Below are 16,263 nucleotides of genomic sequence, written 5' to 3'. Positions count from 1 at the left end.
ACCCTGTTGGGACGGCCGGGAATCGTCGCCTTTTTGCCGGAGCATGTCTCCGAAAGTGGAAACCGGTTTCGGGATAAAGACAGGCGCGTGCGGGATCTGAAAGATCGCGACGCGTTTTAGGCAGCCTTGGCGACCACCCTGTTGCGGCCGCCGCTTTTGGCCTCATAGAGCGCCAGGTCGGCGCGCTTCATCAGGGCGGCGACGCTATCGGTCCCTTTCAGGAGAGACGACACGCCGACGCTGACCGTGACCTCGATCGCCTTGCCGTCGGCACCGATAGCAAAAGGCGCTTGCGCGATCTCGGCGCGAATGCGTTCGGCCACCTTCTCGGCGACCGCGCCGTCGGTGTCCGGCATAACCACGACGAACTCCTCGCCGCCGAAGCGGCAGGCGAGATCGATGCCGCGCACATTCTTGCGCAGCCGCCGGGCGAACTCGCGCAGAACGTCGTCACCACCGTCATGGCCATGGGTGTCGTTGATCGACTTGAAGCGATCGAGATCGGTGATCATCACCGACAGGGGCCGCCGCCGCGCCACGGCGCGATCGAACAGCGTCTGCAGATGGCTGTCGAGGTAGCGGCGGTTGTGCAGCCCGGTCAGCCCGTCGATCACCGCCATCTCGATCGTCTGGGCGACGCTGGCGCGCAATTGGTCGTTGTAGCGCTTGCGCCGCACCTGTGTGCGCAGGCGCGCCGTCAGCTCGTGCTGGTCGATCGGCCGGATCAGGTAGTCATTGATGCCAAGTTCCAGGCCACGCAAGATGCGGCCCTCCTCGCCCTCGTCGGCGAGCAGCATGATCGGCAGGAAGCGGGTGCGGTCGAGCGAACGCAGCTGCGAGCAGAGTCTCAGCGCATCGAAGTCGGAGAAGGCAGTCGAGATCAGCACGCATTCATACGCCGTCTCGGCCGCCTGGAAGAACCCCGCATTCGGGTCGGTCGCGACATCGAGCTCGGCGGTGTTGCGAAGCATCTTCTGGATGCGTTCGACGGAAGTTTTGCGCTCATCGATGAGAAGCACCCGCGGCTTGGCGTCTTCGGTCGCGAAATCGCGGCTCAGAAGCTCCTCGATGCCGATATTGCGCGTGGTCGAGGCGCGCAGCCTGAGCTCGTCGGTCAGCGACTTCAGCCTGACCAGGCTCTTGACGCGTGTCATCAGCTGCAGGTCGTTGACCGGCTTGGTCAGGAAATCGTCAGCGCCCGCCTCGAGGCCGCGCACCCGGTCCGACACCTGGTCGAGCGCGGTGATCATGACGACAGGGATATGCGAGGTCGCCGGATCGCTCTTCAGGCGCTTGCAGACTTCGAACCCGTCCATGTCCGGCATCATCACATCGAGCAGCACGACGTCGACCTTGCCGTTCTCGCAGGTCTCGATCGCATCCGGGCCGTTATTGGCCGTCAGCACCTCGAAATACTCGGCAAGCAGCCGAACCTCCAGCAGCCGCACATTGGCGGGGATATCGTCGACGACGAGGATCCGCGCGGTCATCTCAAAACTCCGGTTCTGCTGGTCTCGGGCATCAGGCGTCGCCCAGATAGGATTTGATCGTCTCGATGAAGCGCGGCACCGAGATCGGCTTGGAGATATAGGCCTCGCAGCCGCCCTGGCGGATGCGCTCCTCATCGCCCTTCATGGCGAAGGCGGTGACGGCGATGACGGGGATCGAATGCAATTCGTCGTCTTCCTTCAGCCATTTGGTCACTTCCAGGCCGGACACTTCCGGCAGCTGGATGTCCATCAGGATGAGGTCCGGCCGGTGCTGGCGCGCGAGATCGAGCGCCTCCAGGCCATTGCGCGTGCGAACCGTGTCGTAACCGCTGGCTTCGATGAGGTCCCGAAAGAGCTTCATGTTAAGCTCATTGTCCTCGACGATCATCACCTTCTTAGCCATCAGTTTCCCGTCCCGACCGCCCTCGAAGCCGAAGGCCGTCGCAATGCGTCCCCTTCGGACCGCACCCAACCCATTTTCACTCTAGCCCAATATGATTGACGAAACGGAAACCGGAGGTTGGAAAGCTGCACCAATTCCACCTTCGGACGTTGCGTGGGAAAGAGCGGAGGCTTGCCGCAAGCGACGCTTGCCGTTACTGCGGAAGGAGACTCGAAAAAATCCACCATTGCAAAGGTAACGATGGCGAACGCAGCGTCAATGCGCGAGGAAGCGGAAACCATTGCCGTCAAGGCCCTGGCCTTCGTCGCCGCCGACCCGGAGCTTCTGCCCCGCTTCCTGGCGATCACCGGCATCGAGGCGAATTCGATCCGCAGGGCGGCAGCTGAGCCAGGCTTCCTTGCCGGCGTTCTGCAATTCGTCCTGGCGCACGAGCCGACGCTTCTGCGCTTCGCCGAGGAAACCGGCACGCCGCCAGCCGCCGTCGGCAAGGCGCTGCGCGCCCTTCCGCTGGGCGACGACGCTCACGAGCGCTCGACATGAGCGACGATCCCGAGACGGCGCGGCAGATCGAAGAGCTTGCCGCCGATGACCGGCCGCTGCTGGTGCTCGATGTCGACGATGTCGTGCTCGAATTCGTCCGGCCTTTCCCGCATTTCCTGAAGTCGCGCGGCTTCGGGCTGACGCTGGCTTCCTTCCGCCTCACCGGCAACATCGCCGAGACGGCGAGCGGACGGTTGATCGAGCAGCCGGAAGTGACGGCGCTGCTCGGCGATTTCTTCGACGCCCAGGCGGATTGGCAAAGCATCGCAGAGGGTGCGGCGGACGCGCTGGCGATGCTCGGCCGAAGCGCCGAGATCGTCCTGCTGACGGCCATGCCGCACAAGCACCGCGCCGTGCGCCGCGCGCATCTCGATGCGCTGGGACTCAATTATCCGCTGCTGACGACGGAAATGGCCAAGGGACCTGCCATCGCGAAACTGCGCGGCGTCAAGGGCCGGCCCGTCGCCTTCGTCGACGACCAGCCTTCCAACCTGGTTTCGGCGCGCAATTCCGTGGCCGATGCCCACCTCTTCCATTTGATGGCTGACAACTCGCTGCGCGCCTTCCTGCCGCCGACGCCGGAAGACATCATCTCGGTCGACGACTGGCGCGATGCGGCGCCAAAGATCGCAGCCGCGCTCGGGCTTTAAGCCAAGTGCTCAGGGCTTCAGCTTCGCTCCGGCCCCCCCATTGTCACCGCCGTCCGAATCATCGCCGCCGGTGGAATCATCCGTTCCGTCCGCGCCGTCATCGCCTGAGTTGTCATCCTGGCCCGCGCTGTCGTCCTGGGCGGCGTCCGGTCCCTTCAGCATGGCGCCGTTGACCGTGACTGATCCATCGGCCTTGGTGTTGATCATCCACTCCAGCCGGCCGTCCGGCAGCGTCTTGCCAAAACCTTTGACGGCCAACGCAAATGGGAAGGCCTGCGCCATCTGCTCATCGCTTTTGGCGGCTTCCTTCAAGGCATCGACGATCTTGTCATAGCCAGCGACATCGACGGTCACGGTCGCATCGGGTTTCTCGCCGGGAAAGGTCATCTCGCCTTCCAGCGCAACCTCGATATTGCCGTTCTTCACCGTGCTGTGCCCTATCACGACCTTCGGATTCTTGGCCTTGAAATCAGCGACCAAAGCTTTGCCGAATTCGTCCGACAGCGGCGGATTCTTATTGAGATCAAAGGCTTCGATCGCCTTTTTCGCCATTGTATCGAGATCGATATTCGCGCCGCCGAAGTTCAGATCGATGTCCGTGGGCAGCAATGGGGTGGTCCATTCCGGCAGGGTCTGATGCGGGATCGTCAGGCCGGCAGCCTTGATCGCGTAATCGACCTTGCCGTTCTGGGAGACGCCATCCATGCCGAATGCGGTGCTGAATTGCGTGGCGCCGAACTTGCCGACCGGGCTGTCCACCTCGAAATTCTTGAAGCCGTAATTGCCGTCGACCCTTTCCCAGATGGGCAGCGCGGCCAGCATCAACGATTTGAGCTCGGCCTGGCTGGCCTTCAGCTTGGCTTCGTCTTCATTGGCCACGGCAAAGGCAAGCAGGTCGAGCAGCGGCTTCGTCCGCAGGCCTTTGCCGTGTGCGTCCACCGAAAGTTCCGGCGTCTTCAAGGTGAGCGGAAAGTTCATCCCGCTGTCGGGGTCGTTCACCTTGATCATCTCGACGAAGTCCGAGACTTTCTGCGTAGCCGTGAAGTCGACGCCGCCATTGGCGGATTTGGTCGCGGTAACGTTGGCGGTGCCGGCGCCGGTCGAGACATCTGCCTGCTGCTTGGCTTGCCGCGACGTCATGGTCATTCCGGCCAATGAGCTGGTCGCGCTGGTGAAGGCGGCAAGGGCCGGATCGTAGACGCTGGTCAGCTTGCCGTCCTTGATCGTGAACTCCATGCTCTGACGGCCTTCCGGTCCTTCGAACTCGAAGGATGCGCCTTGCGAGAAATTCGACGAGACATCCCAGGACCCGTCGCTGCGCGGCTTCACCATCAGCGCGTATGGCGCCATGTCGAATTTAACGAGCTTCTGTTCCGGCAGCGCATTGACGAGCGCCTTGACGTCAAGCGCGATCTTGTAGGCGTCGCCCTCGACCGAAACCTTGAGCACGCCTTTATCGAACGCCTGCTTGCCGAAATAGCGCGCCAGATTGTCGGACAAATCTTTGGCGCCTTGATTGTCGACGGTCTGGGCAAAAGCCGGCGCGCTGAGCGCAAGGGCAAAGGCAAATGGCAAAATACGCTTCACGTCAGTTCTCCGTGATTTCGGAAGACGAAATATTCATGCTTCTGGTAGGCAAGAAGCGTAACAGCCGCAAGACGCCGACTGTAGGCCAAAAGCTCATCCGGCTAAAGCACCAGACGCATCAGCCGCCTAAAGCACAAGGCGCATCAGCGGCCGGCCGGGCTTGCGCTCCACCAGCCTCTCGAAACCGGCTTTCTCGAATACCCGCGACGAGCCGACGAAAAGCCCGATCGAGCGCGAATCGCGCGACAGGTCGATCGGACAGGCTTCCAGCAGCCTCGCTTTATTTTGGCGGGCGAAAGCGATGCCGCCCTCGACAAGGCGATGCGTGATGCCCCGGCCCCTCGCCCTGGCGCGGATGAAGAAGCAGGAGATCGCCCAGACGGCCGGGTCGCCGGCATCGGCGGGATCGACCGGCGCCGAGCCCCTGCCCTGATTGTTCCATTCGGGGATGTCGGCGCGCGGGCCGACCTGCATCCAGCCGACGGCCTTGCCCTCCTCGAGTGCCAAGAGTCCCGGCGGCGGGCCCGTTTCGATTCGCGCCTTGATGAGATCCTTGTTGCGCTCCTTGTCGCTGACGCGGCGCTCCGCCGGCGACAACCGGAAATGCGTGCACCAGCAGCCGTAGCAGGCGCCCTGCTTGCCGAACAGGTCCTCGAAATCGGGCCAGCGTTCAGGAGTCAGCGGTGCTATGGTCGTGCTCATGCGTTCTCCCCAGGCCAAGCTTGTTGCCAGCCTTGCGCTGTCGTACCATTGCATTTGTTCTCTTTATGTTCGCAGCGATGGCGGCTCCTGTCAACAATCCCGAACACGGTTTTTGCCGTGACTGCCTGGCTTTCCAGCGCGGCGAGACGCGTCGCTGCGATCGCTGCGGCAGCCCGCGCCTCGTCCGTCACGCCGAGCTCTACCGGCTGCGGATCGCCCACATCGATTGCGACGCCTTCTACGCGGCGGTCGAAAAGCGTGACAATCCGGCGCTGAAGGACAGGCCGGTCATCATCGGCGGCGGCCGGCGCGGCGTCGTTTCCACCGCCTGCTATATCGCCCGCATCCAGGGCGTCCGCTCGGCCATGCCGATGTTCAAGGCGCTCGAATTGTGCCCCGAAGCGGTGGTGGTCCCGCCCAACATGGAGAAATATGTCGGCGTCGGCCGCCAGGTGCGCGCGTTGATGCAGGCGCTGACGCCGCAGGTCGAACCGCTGTCGATCGACGAGGCCTTTCTCGACCTCGCCGGTACCGAGCGGCTGCACGGCATGCCGCCGGCGCTGGTGCTGGGGCGCTTCGCGCAGACGGTCGAAAAGGAGCTCGGCATCACCGTTTCGGCCGGCCTCTCCTACTGCAAGTTCCTGGCGAAAATTGCCTCGGACTTCCGCAAGCCGCGCGGCTTTTCCGTGATCGGCGAAGCCGAGGCGCCAAGCTTCCTCGCCGCGCAGCCGGTGACGATGATCTGGGGTGTCGGCAAGGCGCTGGCCGCGACACTGGAGCGCGACGGCATCCGCATGATCGCGCAGCTGCAGCGCATGGAGCGCGGCGACCTGATGCGCCGCTATGGCGTGATGGGCGACCGGCTCTACCGCCTGTCGCGCGGCGAGGATGACCGCCCGGTCGATCCCGACGGCGATGCCAAGAGCGTCTCGGCCGAAACCACCTTCGACAACGACATCGGAGTTCTGGCGGAGCTGATGCCGGTGCTGCGCGGGCTCTCGGAAAAGGTCTCGGCGCGGCTGAAGAAATCCGGCATCGCCGGCCGCACCGTGGTGCTGAAGCTGAAGACCCAGGATTTCAAGACCCGCACCCGCAACCGCCAGCTCGGCGACCCGACGCGCCTCGCCGACCGCATTTTCCAGACCGGGCTCGACCTATTGCGCCGCGAGGCCGACGGCACAAAATTCCGCCTGCTCGGCATCGGCGTCAGCGACCTCTCCGACGACGAAAAGGCCGATCCGCCGGATCTGGTCGACGTGCAGTCGCGCAAGCGCGCGCTTGCCGAAGGCGCGATGGACACGCTGCGCGACAAGTTCGGCAGGAAAGCCGTCGAGACCGGCTATACATTCGGCAAGGGCCGCGCCGCCAATCCGCCCGAGCCGCTGGAAGATTGAAGCGTCAGGTGCGCTTGAGGTCGATCCGGCTCGTCACCACCATCTTGCCGGTTGCCGGATCCATGTCGGTCACCGTCATGCGCATATTGTCCGGCCCGATCTTTTCTACGGTCAGCTCCGCATTGCGGTCGCCATTGACGACTTTCGCCCAGTGGATGTCGAGGTTGATTGCGTCGCCCTTGCGGCTTCCGCTGAGCCCGGCAGGTCCGCTGCGCGAACCTATGTAAGTGCCGGTGTAGGTCGCCCCGTCGACTTTCAGGTCGGCGCGGATTTCCCGCGACATGATCAACAACGCACGACAGGTGCCGTCAAGCGAGAGCGAGTCCGCCGTCGCGTCCGAGCTGAAGTTGCAGTTGATGTTCATCACCGGCGTGTTCGTTCTGATCCTGACCGTCCCCTTACCGGCGAACTTTCCCTGCAGCGATCGCAGGAAAGCCGCCTCGTCGGCATGCGCGCCGGTCGCGCAGGAAAGACAGGCGGCGGCCAGCAAAGCGGCGGTCGATTTCATCAAGACGTTCCCTCTCGCGATTTATGCGCCCTCCGACGGAAGGCGTGGACTTAACGGATGCCCAGCCACCAGGTTCCGCCGCGGCGATGACGGTTTTTTGACGCCCGCTCCGCTGGCCCAGCGGAATGACGCCGCTAACGGTTGCGGCCCGGGTCCGGGCTTGCGACATAGGGCCCCAAATGGCGCCCGCTCCCTCAATCCCCAAAGCCGCGTTCTGGATGGCTCTGTCAATCGCCTCGATGCTGGCGATGTCGGTTGCCGGCCGCGAGACGACGGCCGAGCTCAACGTCTTCCAGGTGCTGGAGCTGCGCTCGGTGATCGGTTTCTTCATCCTTTTGCCGCTGGTGATGATGAGCGGCGGTTTTGCCGCGATGCGCAGTGAGCGCCCGTTCGCTCATATCGCCCGCAACATGATCCACTATACCGGCCAGGCCGCCTGGCTCTACGCGCTGACGCTCATTCCGCTCGCCGTGCTGATCTCCATCGAGTTCACCACGCCGATCTGGACGGCGATCCTGGCGGTCAGCTTTCTGGGGGAAAGGCTGTCTCGGTCGAAGCTCACGGCGATCGTGCTTGGCCTGATCGGCGTGGTTGTCATCGTGCGCCCCAGCGCCGGCTCGATGGACCCGGGCCACCTCGTCGTCCTGGGCGCCGCGGTCTGTTTCGGCATCTCGATGGTGTTGGTCAAGTCGATGACCAAAACCGAAAGCGTGGTGCGCATCATCTTCTGGATGCTGATCATCCAGTCGGTGGTTGGCCTGATCCCGGCTCTCTATAGCTGGCAAAACCCTTCGCCAGGGCTCTGGCCGTGGATCTTCGTCATCGCGTTCACCGGCATGTCGTCGCATTTCTGCCTGGCCCGTGCGCTGGTCCATGCCGATGCCACGATCATCTCGCCGATGGATTTCCTGCGCGTGCCGCTGACGGCGCTGGTCGGCTGGCTGCTATACCATGAGCAGATCGACGTCTTCACCGCCGGCGGTGCTGCTCTGATTCTCGCCGGCAATTTGCTCAACCTGCAGAAGAAGACGCCTCGGGTGGTGGAGGCGGAAGCGGCAACGCCCTGAGCTCGGGTGTGTTGATATTCAGGTCAGGCCAAGCCGAAAATGCTGGCTTTCGAGAACCGGCCTACGCCGGCCGTAGCCTTCATTGAGCGGAGACACTTAACTTATGAGGGCTTCGGCCGGCGAAGGCCGGAGCGGAGCGGACATTCGGGTCCGTGAGCACCGGAAGCGCAGAAAGCCATCATTTGCAGGCTGGCATCACCTGAATATCAACACACCCTAGACCAACTCCACGTCCACCACGCCCTGCACCGCGCGCATGGCGGAGGCGATCTGCGGCGAGACACGATAATTACCCAGGCCGATCTCAATCTCGCCCTGCGCCTCTCCCTTGAGAACGATGATGCTGACTTGACTGTCGCCACGCTGTTTGAGCTGCGATTGAATGATCGACGATGGTCCATCGTCCCTGACGAAGATGCGCAGCGCTTTCTGGATGCGGCTGGCTTCATCGTCCAGTGATTGCACCGAGTTGATGCGCAGGTTTACGCCCTCAGGCCTGTCTTCGGCCGCAACCATAATCACCACCGAACTGCCGGGCTCCAGCATGTCGCGATACTGCGCCAGGCCTTCGGAAAACAGTACGGCCTCATACTGTCCCGTCGTGTCGGAAAACTGCACGACGCCCATCTTGTTGCCGGTACGGGTCTTGCGCTCCTGCTTGGAGGTGACTGTGCCGGCGAGGCGCCCGGCGGCGGCGCCGCGTTTGACCGCAGCCGAGAATTCCGCCCAGTTCTGCACCCGCATCTTTTGCAGCGCTGCCTTGTACTCGTCGAGCGGATGCGCCGAAAGATAGAAGCCGACGATCTGGAATTCACGGTGCAGCTTGTCGGCGGCAAGCCACGGATCGGTCGCCGGCAGGTTGAGCGCCTGCGACTGGCTCCCAAGCGAAGCGCCGAAAATGTCGGCCTGGCCGGAAATGGCGTTTTGCTGCGCCAGCGAGGCAAGGCCCATCATCCGCTCGACGCCGGCCATCATCTGCGCGCGGTCGTGGCCGAAGCAATCGAGCGCGCCCGCCATGATCAGGCTTTCGAAGACGCGCTTGCCGACGATCTTCGGATCGACCCGCTCGCAGAAATCGGCAAGGTTCTTGAACGGCTTCTCGCCGCGTTTCTCGACGATGTGCTCGACCGCCGCGTCGCCGACGCCTTTCAGCGCCGCCAGCGAATAGAAGATCTTATTCTCGCCGACCTCGAAGGGACGGAAGCTCGACATCACCGACGGCGCCACCACCTCGATGCCGAGGCGCATGGCGTCCTGGCGGAAATCGGCCAGCTTGTCGGTATTGCTCATGTCGAGCGTCATCGACGCCGCAAGGAACTCGACCGGGTAATGCGCCTTGAGATAGGCGGTCTGGTAGGAAACGACCGCGTAGGCGGCTGCGTGCGACTTGTTGAAGCCGTAGTCGGCGAACTTGGCCAGGAGGTCGAAGATGAAATCGGCCTGCGGCTTTGAGACGCCGCGGTCGACCGCGCCCGTGACGAAGCGCTCTCGCTGCTTGTCCATCTCGGCGCGGATCTTCTTGCCCATGGCGCGGCGCAGGAGGTCGGCTTCGCCGAGCGAATAGCCGGAAAGCTCCTGCGCGATCTGCATCACCTGTTCCTGGTAGACGATGACGCCTTGGGTCTCTTTGACCAGATGGTCGATCTTGGGATGGATCGAGGCCATCTCCTCCTCGCCATGCTTTCTTGCGTTGTAGGTCGGGATGTTCTCCATCGGGCCGGGCCGATAGAGCGCCACCAGCGCGATGATGTCCTCGATGCAATCCGGCCGCATGCCGATCAGCGCCTTGCGCATGCCGGCACTTTCAACCTGGAACACGCCGACCACCTCGCCGCGCGACAGCATCGCGTAGGTGTCGGGGTCGTCGAGCGGGATCGTGGCGAGATCGATGTCGACGCCGCGCCGGCGGATCAGCTTCACCGCCGTTTCCAGCACCGTCAGCGTCTTCAGGCCGAGGAAGTCGAACTTCACCAGCCCCGCCTGCTCGACATATTTCATGTTGAACTGGGTGACCGGCATGTCCGAGCGCGGATCGCGGTACATCGGCACCAGCTCGGACAGCGGACGGTCGCCGATGACGATGCCCGCGGCGTGCGTCGAGGCATGGCGATAGAGCCCTTCGAGCTTCTGCGCCGTGTCGAGCAGCGTCTGCACGATCGGCTCCTTCTCCGCCTCCTCGGCGAAGCGCGGCTCGTTGGCGATGGCGTCCGCCAGCTTGACCGGGTTGGCCGGATTCTGCGGCACCATCTTGGAGAGCTTGTCGACCTGGCCGTAAGGCATCTGCAGCACGCGGCCGACATCGCGCAGCACGGCGCGCGCCTGCAGCGTTCCGAAGGTGATGATCTGCCCGACTTGGTCGCGGCCGTATTTCTGCTGGACGTAGCGGATCACTTCCTCGCGCCGGTCCTGGCAGAAGTCGATGTCGAAGTCCGGCATCGACACCCGGTCCGGATTGAGGAAGCGCTCGAACAGCAGTGAGAAACGCAGCGGGTCGATGTCGGTGATGGTGGTCGAATAGGCGACCAGCGAGCCGGCGCCCGAACCGCGCCCCGGCCCGACGGGAATGCCTTGCGCCTTCGCCCATTTGATGAAGTCGGCAACGATCAGGAAGTAGCCCGGGAACTTCATCTTCTCGATGATGCCGAGCTCGAATTCGAGCCGCTCGCGATATTGCTCGACCGTGTAGCCCGGCGTCGGCCCGTGCGCGGCCAGCCGCGTCTCCAGGCCTTCGCGCGCCTGGCGGGCAAGCTCGGCCGCCTCCGCCTTCTCGGCCGCGTCCTTGTCGGCGGCGTCGGCGCCGGTGAAGCGCGGCAGGATCGGGCTGCGGGTCTTCGGATAGTAGGAGCAGCGCATCGCGATTTCGACCGTGTTGTCGATCGCTTCGGGCAAGTCGGAAAAGAGCCGCGCCATCTCGGCCTGGCCGCGCAGAAAATTGTCGGGCGAAAGCCGCCGGCGGTTGTCGGCGGCGACCACCGAGCCTTCGGCAATCGCAATCAGCGCGTCATGCGCCTCGTAATCCTCGCGTTTGGAGAAGAAGGCCTCGTTGGTGGCGACCAGGGGCAGGTCATGCGTATAGGCGAGATCGACGGTCGATTTCTCGACCATGCGGTCGTAGCCTGCGACCCGCTCCAGCTCGACATAAAGCCTGTCGCCGAACAGGCCTTTGAGGAACAGCAACCGCTGTTCGGCGAGGTCGCGCCGGTCCGCTTTGAGCGCACTGCCGATCGGACCGCGCGGCCCACCGGTCAGACAGATCAGCCCGTCGCACCGATCTTCCAGCATAGCGCTGGTCAGATGCACCGGCTCGCCTGGCGGCGTCTCCAGATAGACCTTGCTGATCAGCCGCACGAGATTGCTGTAGCCGTCCTCGCTGGCGGCGATCAGCACGACCGGCGACATCTCCGGGCCGTGGCGGCGGCGATCGCGCTGGCCGTCGCTCGACTCGCCGGAAAAGGCCAGGTCGATCTGGCAGCCGATGATCGGCTGGATGCCGTCCTTGACCGCCTTCTGGGCGAATTCCAGCGCGCCGAACAGATTGTTGGTGTCGGTGACGGCGATCGCCGGCGCCTCGTCCTTGACGGCATGGCCGACGATCGCGCCAAGCTGCAAGGCCCCCTCGAGCAGCGAATAGGCCGAATGCACGCGCAGATGGATGAACCTACGCACCGGCGTTTCGGGCCGGCTGGCCTTCACTGCCGCTTCGCGCTGCAAAGGATCGCGTGGAAGTCGTTCATCCGCCATGTTTTTTCACGCTGTGCCAAGACTCATCGGTGCAGATGTATTGTCCCGGACGGGGCCATGCCAGTCCAGCACAATCGACCGCGACCAGAGGCTTTGCGTCCCGCAACGCCCTTTCTCAGGCAAACTCCATGATCACCGCATCGACCGCCAGGCTGTCGCCGGGCTTCGCGTTGAGCTTGGCAATCGTGAGGTCGCGTTCGGCGCGCAGCACGTTTTCCATCTTCATCGCCTCGACCACGGCCAGCGTCTCGCCGGCCTTGACCTCTTGGCCCTCGGCGACGGCGATCGAGACGACGAGGCCAGGCATCGGGCAAAGCAGCATCTTCGAGGTGTCGGGCGGCAGCTTCTCCGGCATCAGCCTTTCGAGCTCCGCGATGCGCGGCAGCATGGCGCGCGCCGTCACCGACATGCCTTTCCAGGCGATGCGCAAACCGTTCAGCGTCGGACGGATCTGCGCCGCGATCTTGTCGGCGCCGACCGTGCCCTGCCAGATCGCGTCGCCCGGCCGCCAGTCCGAGGCGACGGTCAGCGGCTTGCCGCCGTCGATCGACAAATCGACCTCCATAGGGATGGAAATCATGCCGTCGACGATCTCGACCGGAAGATAGTCCGCGCCGATCTTCACTACCCAGTCGCGCTTGAGATGGCCGGAATGCGGCGCCAGCCTGCCGCTGAGGCGGTCGAGCCGGTCGCGGCGCAGCAGCTCGATCGCCGTTGCGACGGCGGCGAACACCGCCCTCTCCCCGCCATCCGGCCCAACCGGCGCAAAACCGTCCGGATATTCCTCGGCGATAAAACCGGTCGACAGACGCCCCTCGCGCCAGCGCGGGTGCTGCATCAGCGCCGAAAGGAACGGTATGTTGTGCTCGATGCCGTCGACGACGAAGCTGTCCAGCGCCTCCGACATGGCGTCGATCGCCTCGAGCCTTGTCGGCGCCCAGGTGCAGAGCTTGGCCACCATGGGATCGTAGAACATCGAGATTTCCGACCCTTCGGCGACGCCGGTATCGTTGCGGACCACGACATCGCCGAACCTGCCTTCTTCCGGCGGCCGGTATCGCGTCAGCCGGCCGATCGACGGCAGGAAATTGCGGAAGGGATCCTCCGCGTAAAGGCGGCTTTCCACTGCCCAGCCGTTGAGCTTCACGTCGCTCTGCCTGATGCCGAGCTTCTCGCCGGCGGCAACGCGGATCATCTGTTCGACCAAATCGATGCCAGTGACCAGCTCGGTCACCGGGTGCTCGACCTGCAATCGCGTATTCATTTCAAGGAAATAGAAATTCTTGTCCTTGTCGACGATGAACTCGACGGTGCCGGCGCTCTGGTAGTCGACGGCCTTGGCCAGGGCCAACGCCTGCTCGCCCATCGCCTTTCTGGTCTTAGCATCGAGGAATGGCGACGGCGCTTCTTCCACCACTTTCTGGTTGCGGCGCTGGATCGAGCATTCGCGCTCGCCGAGATAAAGTGCCGTGCCATGCGCGTCGGCCAGCACCTGGATTTCGATATGGCGGGGATCGACGACGAACTTTTCGATGAAGACGCGGTCGTCGCCGAAGGAGCTTTTCGCTTCCGAACGCGCCCGCTCGAAGCCGTCGCGCACCTCCGATTTGCTCCAGGCGATGCGCATTCCCTTGCCGCCGCCGCCGGCCGAGGCCTTGATCATGACCGGATAGCCGATCTCGCCGGCGATCCTTTCGGCATGGTCGGCGTCTTCGATGACGCCCAGCCATCCGGGCACGGTCGAGACCTTGGCCTCGTTGGCGAACTTCTTCGATTCGATCTTGTCGCCCATCGCCTTGATGGCCTTGGGCTTCGGCCCGATGAAGACGATGCCTTCCTTCTCCAGCGCCTCGCAGAAAGAGGCGCGCTCCGACAGGAAACCATAGCCCGGATGCACGGCTTCCGCGCCGGTTTGCTTGCAGGCGGCGATGATCTTCTCAGGCAGCAGATAGCTCTGTGCCGCCGGCGAGGGTCCGATATGCACCGCTTCATCGGCCATCTCGACATGCACGGCATCGCGATCGGCATCCGAATAGACCGCGACGGTGGCAATCCCCATCTTGCGCGCCGTCTTGATCACGCGGCAGGCGATCTCGCCGCGATTGGCGATCAGGATTTTCTTGAACATTCGGATGTCGTCCTCCGGCGAAGCGGTCCAGTTCTATGGACAATTCCGGCGCGCCTCAAGTGCTCGCGGGCCGGCTCCCAGGACTGATGCCGATTGCGGAAACCGCGCCGAAAAACGTCGCAAGAGACGTTGGCCGCCAGCGCGGAACTCGCTAAGGTCAGCCAAAAGGATGGCAGGCGGGCATCCGCCACTGACAGCTTGCCGTTAGCTGAAACTGACAGATCGCTTGGGAGGAGTGCCTGATGAAAACGCGCGCCGCAGTCGCCGTTGCCGCCGGAAAGCCGCTGGAGATCATGGAGGTCGACCTCGAGGGGCCGCGCGAAGGCGAGGTGCTGGTCGAGGTCAAGGCGACCGGCATCTGCCATACCGACGAGTTCACCCTGTCGGGCGCCGACCCGGAAGGGCTGTTTCCGGCCATCCTCGGCCATGAGGGCGCCGGCGTCGTCGTCGATGTCGGCAAGGGCGTTACCTCGGTCAAGAAGGGCGACCATGTCATCCCGCTCTACACGCCCGAATGCCGGCAGTGCCCGTCGTGCCTGTCGAGGAAGACAAACCTGTGCACCGCCATCCGCGCCACGCAGGGACAGGGCCTGATGCCGGACGGCTCCTCGCGCTTCTCGATGGGCAAGGACAAGCTGTTTCATTACATGGGCTGCTCGACCTTCTCCAACTTCACCGTGCTGCCCGAGATCGCGGTGGCCAAGGTCAATTCCGACGCCCCCTTCGACAAGATCTGCTACATCGGCTGCGGGGTGACCACCGGCATCGGCGCGGTCATCAACACCGCCAAGGTCGAGCAAGGCGCAACCGCCGTGGTCTTCGGCCTCGGCGGCATTGGCTTGAACGTCATCCAGGGTCTTCGCCTTGCCGGTGCCGACATGATCATCGGCGTCGACGTCAACAACGACAAGAAGGCCTGGGGCGAGAAGTTCGGCATGACGCATTTCGTCAATCCGAAGGAGATCGACGGCGACATCGTGCCTTACCTGGTCAACCTGACCAAGCGCGGCGCCGACCAGATCGGCGGCGCCGACTACACCTTCGACTGCACCGGCAACACCAAGGTGATGCGCCAGGCGCTGGAGGCCTCGCATCGCGGCTGGGGCAAGTCGGTCATCATCGGCGTCGCCGGCGCCGGCCAGGAGATTGCGACGAGGCCCTTCCAGCTGGTCACCGGCCGCACCTGGATGGGCACCGCCTTCGGCGGCGCGCGCGGCCGCACCGACGTGCCGAGGATCGTCGACTGGTACATGGAAGGCAAGATCCAGATCGACCCGATGATCACGCATACGCTGAAGCTGGAGGACATCAACAAGGGCTTCGACCTCATGCATGAGGGCAAGTCGATCCGCAGCGTCGTGGTTTACTGAGGAAAACAAGCCGCCGACCTATGGCAAGCGACTGAAGTTGCACAGGTTCAACAAGGGAGGAACTCAATGCCTGAAAAACTGCATCCGAAGATCGACAACGGCTTGCCGAAGGAGAGCGCGAGCTTTGCCGGCGGCACGCTGGTATGCGCCTGCACCAGCAATCCGGTGAAGGTGAAGGTCAAGGGCCAGATCGCCCACAACCATGCCTGCGGCTGCACCAAATGCTGGAAGCCGGACGGCGCTATCTTCTCGGTCGTGGCCGTCGCCGGCACTGGCGATGTCACCGTCACCGAGAATGGCGACAAGCTGAAGGTGGTCGACCCCGCGGCGCTGATCCAGCGCCATGCCTGCACCGGCTGCGGCGTCCACATGTACGGCCCGGTCGAGCGCGACCATGCCTTCAAGGGCCTGTCCTTCATCCATCCCGAGCGCTTCGAGGAGGATGGCTGGTCGCCGCCGGGCTTCGCCGCCTTCGTCTCCTCGATCATCGAATCCGGCGTCGATCCGAGCCGCATGGACGGCATCCGCGGCCAGCTGAAGTCGATCGGGCTTGAGCCCTATGACTGCCTCAATCCCGGCCTGATGGACTATATGGCCACCTGGACCGCCAAGAAGTCCGGAGCCTTGGCGGCCTGACAATTGCGACATTTCATGCGAAGGGGCCGGCCTATGTCGGCCCTTTC

13 protein-coding genes are annotated in these 16,263 nt (G+C 63.7%); 6 read left to right on the top strand and 7 right to left on the bottom strand.

Translation table 11 applies throughout. The features are described from left to right. Positions 1–116: 116 nt before the first annotated feature. Complete coding sequence (locus FJ419_RS10395; RefSeq protein ID WP_140627402.1) at positions 117–1,490, bottom strand: PleD family two-component system response regulator; 1,374 nt, start codon at positions 1,488–1,490, stop codon at positions 117–119. A gap of 31 nt (positions 1,491–1,521) precedes the next feature. Next, positions 1,522–1,893 carry a response regulator gene (locus tag FJ419_RS10390; protein ID WP_040995610.1) on the bottom strand — a complete coding sequence of 124 codons (372 nt, stop codon included), beginning with the start codon at positions 1,891–1,893 and terminating at the stop codon, positions 1,522–1,524. A 240-nt stretch (positions 1,894–2,133) separates the two neighbouring features. Here FJ419_RS10390 and FJ419_RS10385 point away from each other — a divergent pair, with 240 nt between their 5' ends. Next, complete coding sequence (locus tag FJ419_RS10385; RefSeq protein WP_140690836.1) at positions 2,134–2,433, top strand: DUF3572 domain-containing protein; 300 nt, start codon at positions 2,134–2,136, stop codon at positions 2,431–2,433. Beyond that, positions 2,430–3,083 carry a hypothetical protein gene (locus tag FJ419_RS10380; protein WP_140690833.1) on the top strand — a complete coding sequence of 218 codons (654 nt, stop codon included), beginning with the start codon at positions 2,430–2,432 and terminating at the stop codon, positions 3,081–3,083. The genes FJ419_RS10385 and FJ419_RS10380 overlap by 4 nt, the downstream gene beginning before the upstream one ends. Positions 3,084–3,092: 9 nt before the next feature. On the opposite strand, the gene FJ419_RS10375 is transcribed toward FJ419_RS10380, so the two are convergent. Further along, complete coding sequence (locus FJ419_RS10375; protein ID WP_140690829.1) at positions 3,093–4,670, bottom strand: hypothetical protein; 1,578 nt, start codon at positions 4,668–4,670, stop codon at positions 3,093–3,095. A gap of 126 nt (positions 4,671–4,796) precedes the next feature. Further along, positions 4,797–5,372, bottom strand: coding sequence for a GNAT family N-acetyltransferase (locus FJ419_RS10370; protein ID WP_140690826.1), 576 nt, complete (start codon positions 5,370–5,372; stop codon positions 4,797–4,799). A 65-nt stretch (positions 5,373–5,437) separates the two neighbouring features. Here FJ419_RS10370 and FJ419_RS10365 point away from each other — a divergent pair, with 65 nt between their 5' ends. Then, positions 5,438–6,766 carry a DNA polymerase IV gene (locus tag FJ419_RS10365; RefSeq protein WP_140690823.1) on the top strand — a complete coding sequence of 443 codons (1,329 nt, stop codon included), beginning with the start codon at positions 5,438–5,440 and terminating at the stop codon, positions 6,764–6,766. A gap of 4 nt (positions 6,767–6,770) precedes the next feature. Here the strand turns inward: FJ419_RS10365 and FJ419_RS10360 are convergent, their stop codons facing one another. After that, complete coding sequence (locus tag FJ419_RS10360) at positions 6,771–7,274, bottom strand: hypothetical protein (RefSeq protein ID WP_140690820.1); 504 nt, start codon at positions 7,272–7,274, stop codon at positions 6,771–6,773. A gap of 179 nt (positions 7,275–7,453) precedes the next feature. Here FJ419_RS10360 and FJ419_RS10355 point away from each other — a divergent pair, with 179 nt between their 5' ends. Then, positions 7,454–8,341, top strand: coding sequence for a DMT family transporter (locus FJ419_RS10355; RefSeq protein ID WP_140690817.1), 888 nt, complete (start codon positions 7,454–7,456; stop codon positions 8,339–8,341). Between the two features lie 216 nt (positions 8,342–8,557). Here FJ419_RS10355 and dnaE read toward each other — a convergent pair whose 3' ends face one another. Beyond that, on the bottom strand, positions 8,558–12,082 hold the full coding sequence (dnaE, locus tag FJ419_RS10350) for a DNA polymerase III subunit alpha (protein WP_140690814.1): 3,525 nt from the start codon (positions 12,080–12,082) through the stop codon (positions 8,558–8,560). A 115-nt stretch (positions 12,083–12,197) separates the two neighbouring features. Further along, on the bottom strand, positions 12,198–14,210 hold the full coding sequence (locus tag FJ419_RS10345; protein ID WP_140690802.1) for an acetyl/propionyl/methylcrotonyl-CoA carboxylase subunit alpha: 2,013 nt from the start codon (positions 14,208–14,210) through the stop codon (positions 12,198–12,200). Between the two features lie 242 nt (positions 14,211–14,452). On the opposite strand from FJ419_RS10345, the gene FJ419_RS10340 reads away from it, so the two are divergent. Together FJ419_RS10340 and gfa are read left to right on the top strand one after the other, a co-directional pair. Further along, positions 14,453–15,580 (top strand): S-(hydroxymethyl)glutathione dehydrogenase/class III alcohol dehydrogenase, encoded by a 1,128-nt coding sequence (locus FJ419_RS10340; RefSeq protein WP_140690787.1) that lies wholly within the window; start codon positions 14,453–14,455, stop codon positions 15,578–15,580. 66 nt (positions 15,581–15,646) lie between these two features. Continuing rightward, positions 15,647–16,216: an S-(hydroxymethyl)glutathione synthase gene (gfa, locus tag FJ419_RS10335; protein ID WP_140690771.1), complete on the top strand. Its 570-nt coding sequence runs from the start codon at positions 15,647–15,649 to the stop codon at positions 16,214–16,216. Positions 16,217–16,263: the final 47 nt, after the last annotated feature.

The organism is Mesorhizobium sp. B2-6-2, assembly GCF_006440615.1.
GTDB lineage: Bacteria > Pseudomonadota > Alphaproteobacteria > Rhizobiales > Rhizobiaceae > Mesorhizobium.
The sequence above is the reverse complement of the archived record's forward strand: the minus strand, read 5'-3'. Positions and strand labels throughout refer to the sequence as shown.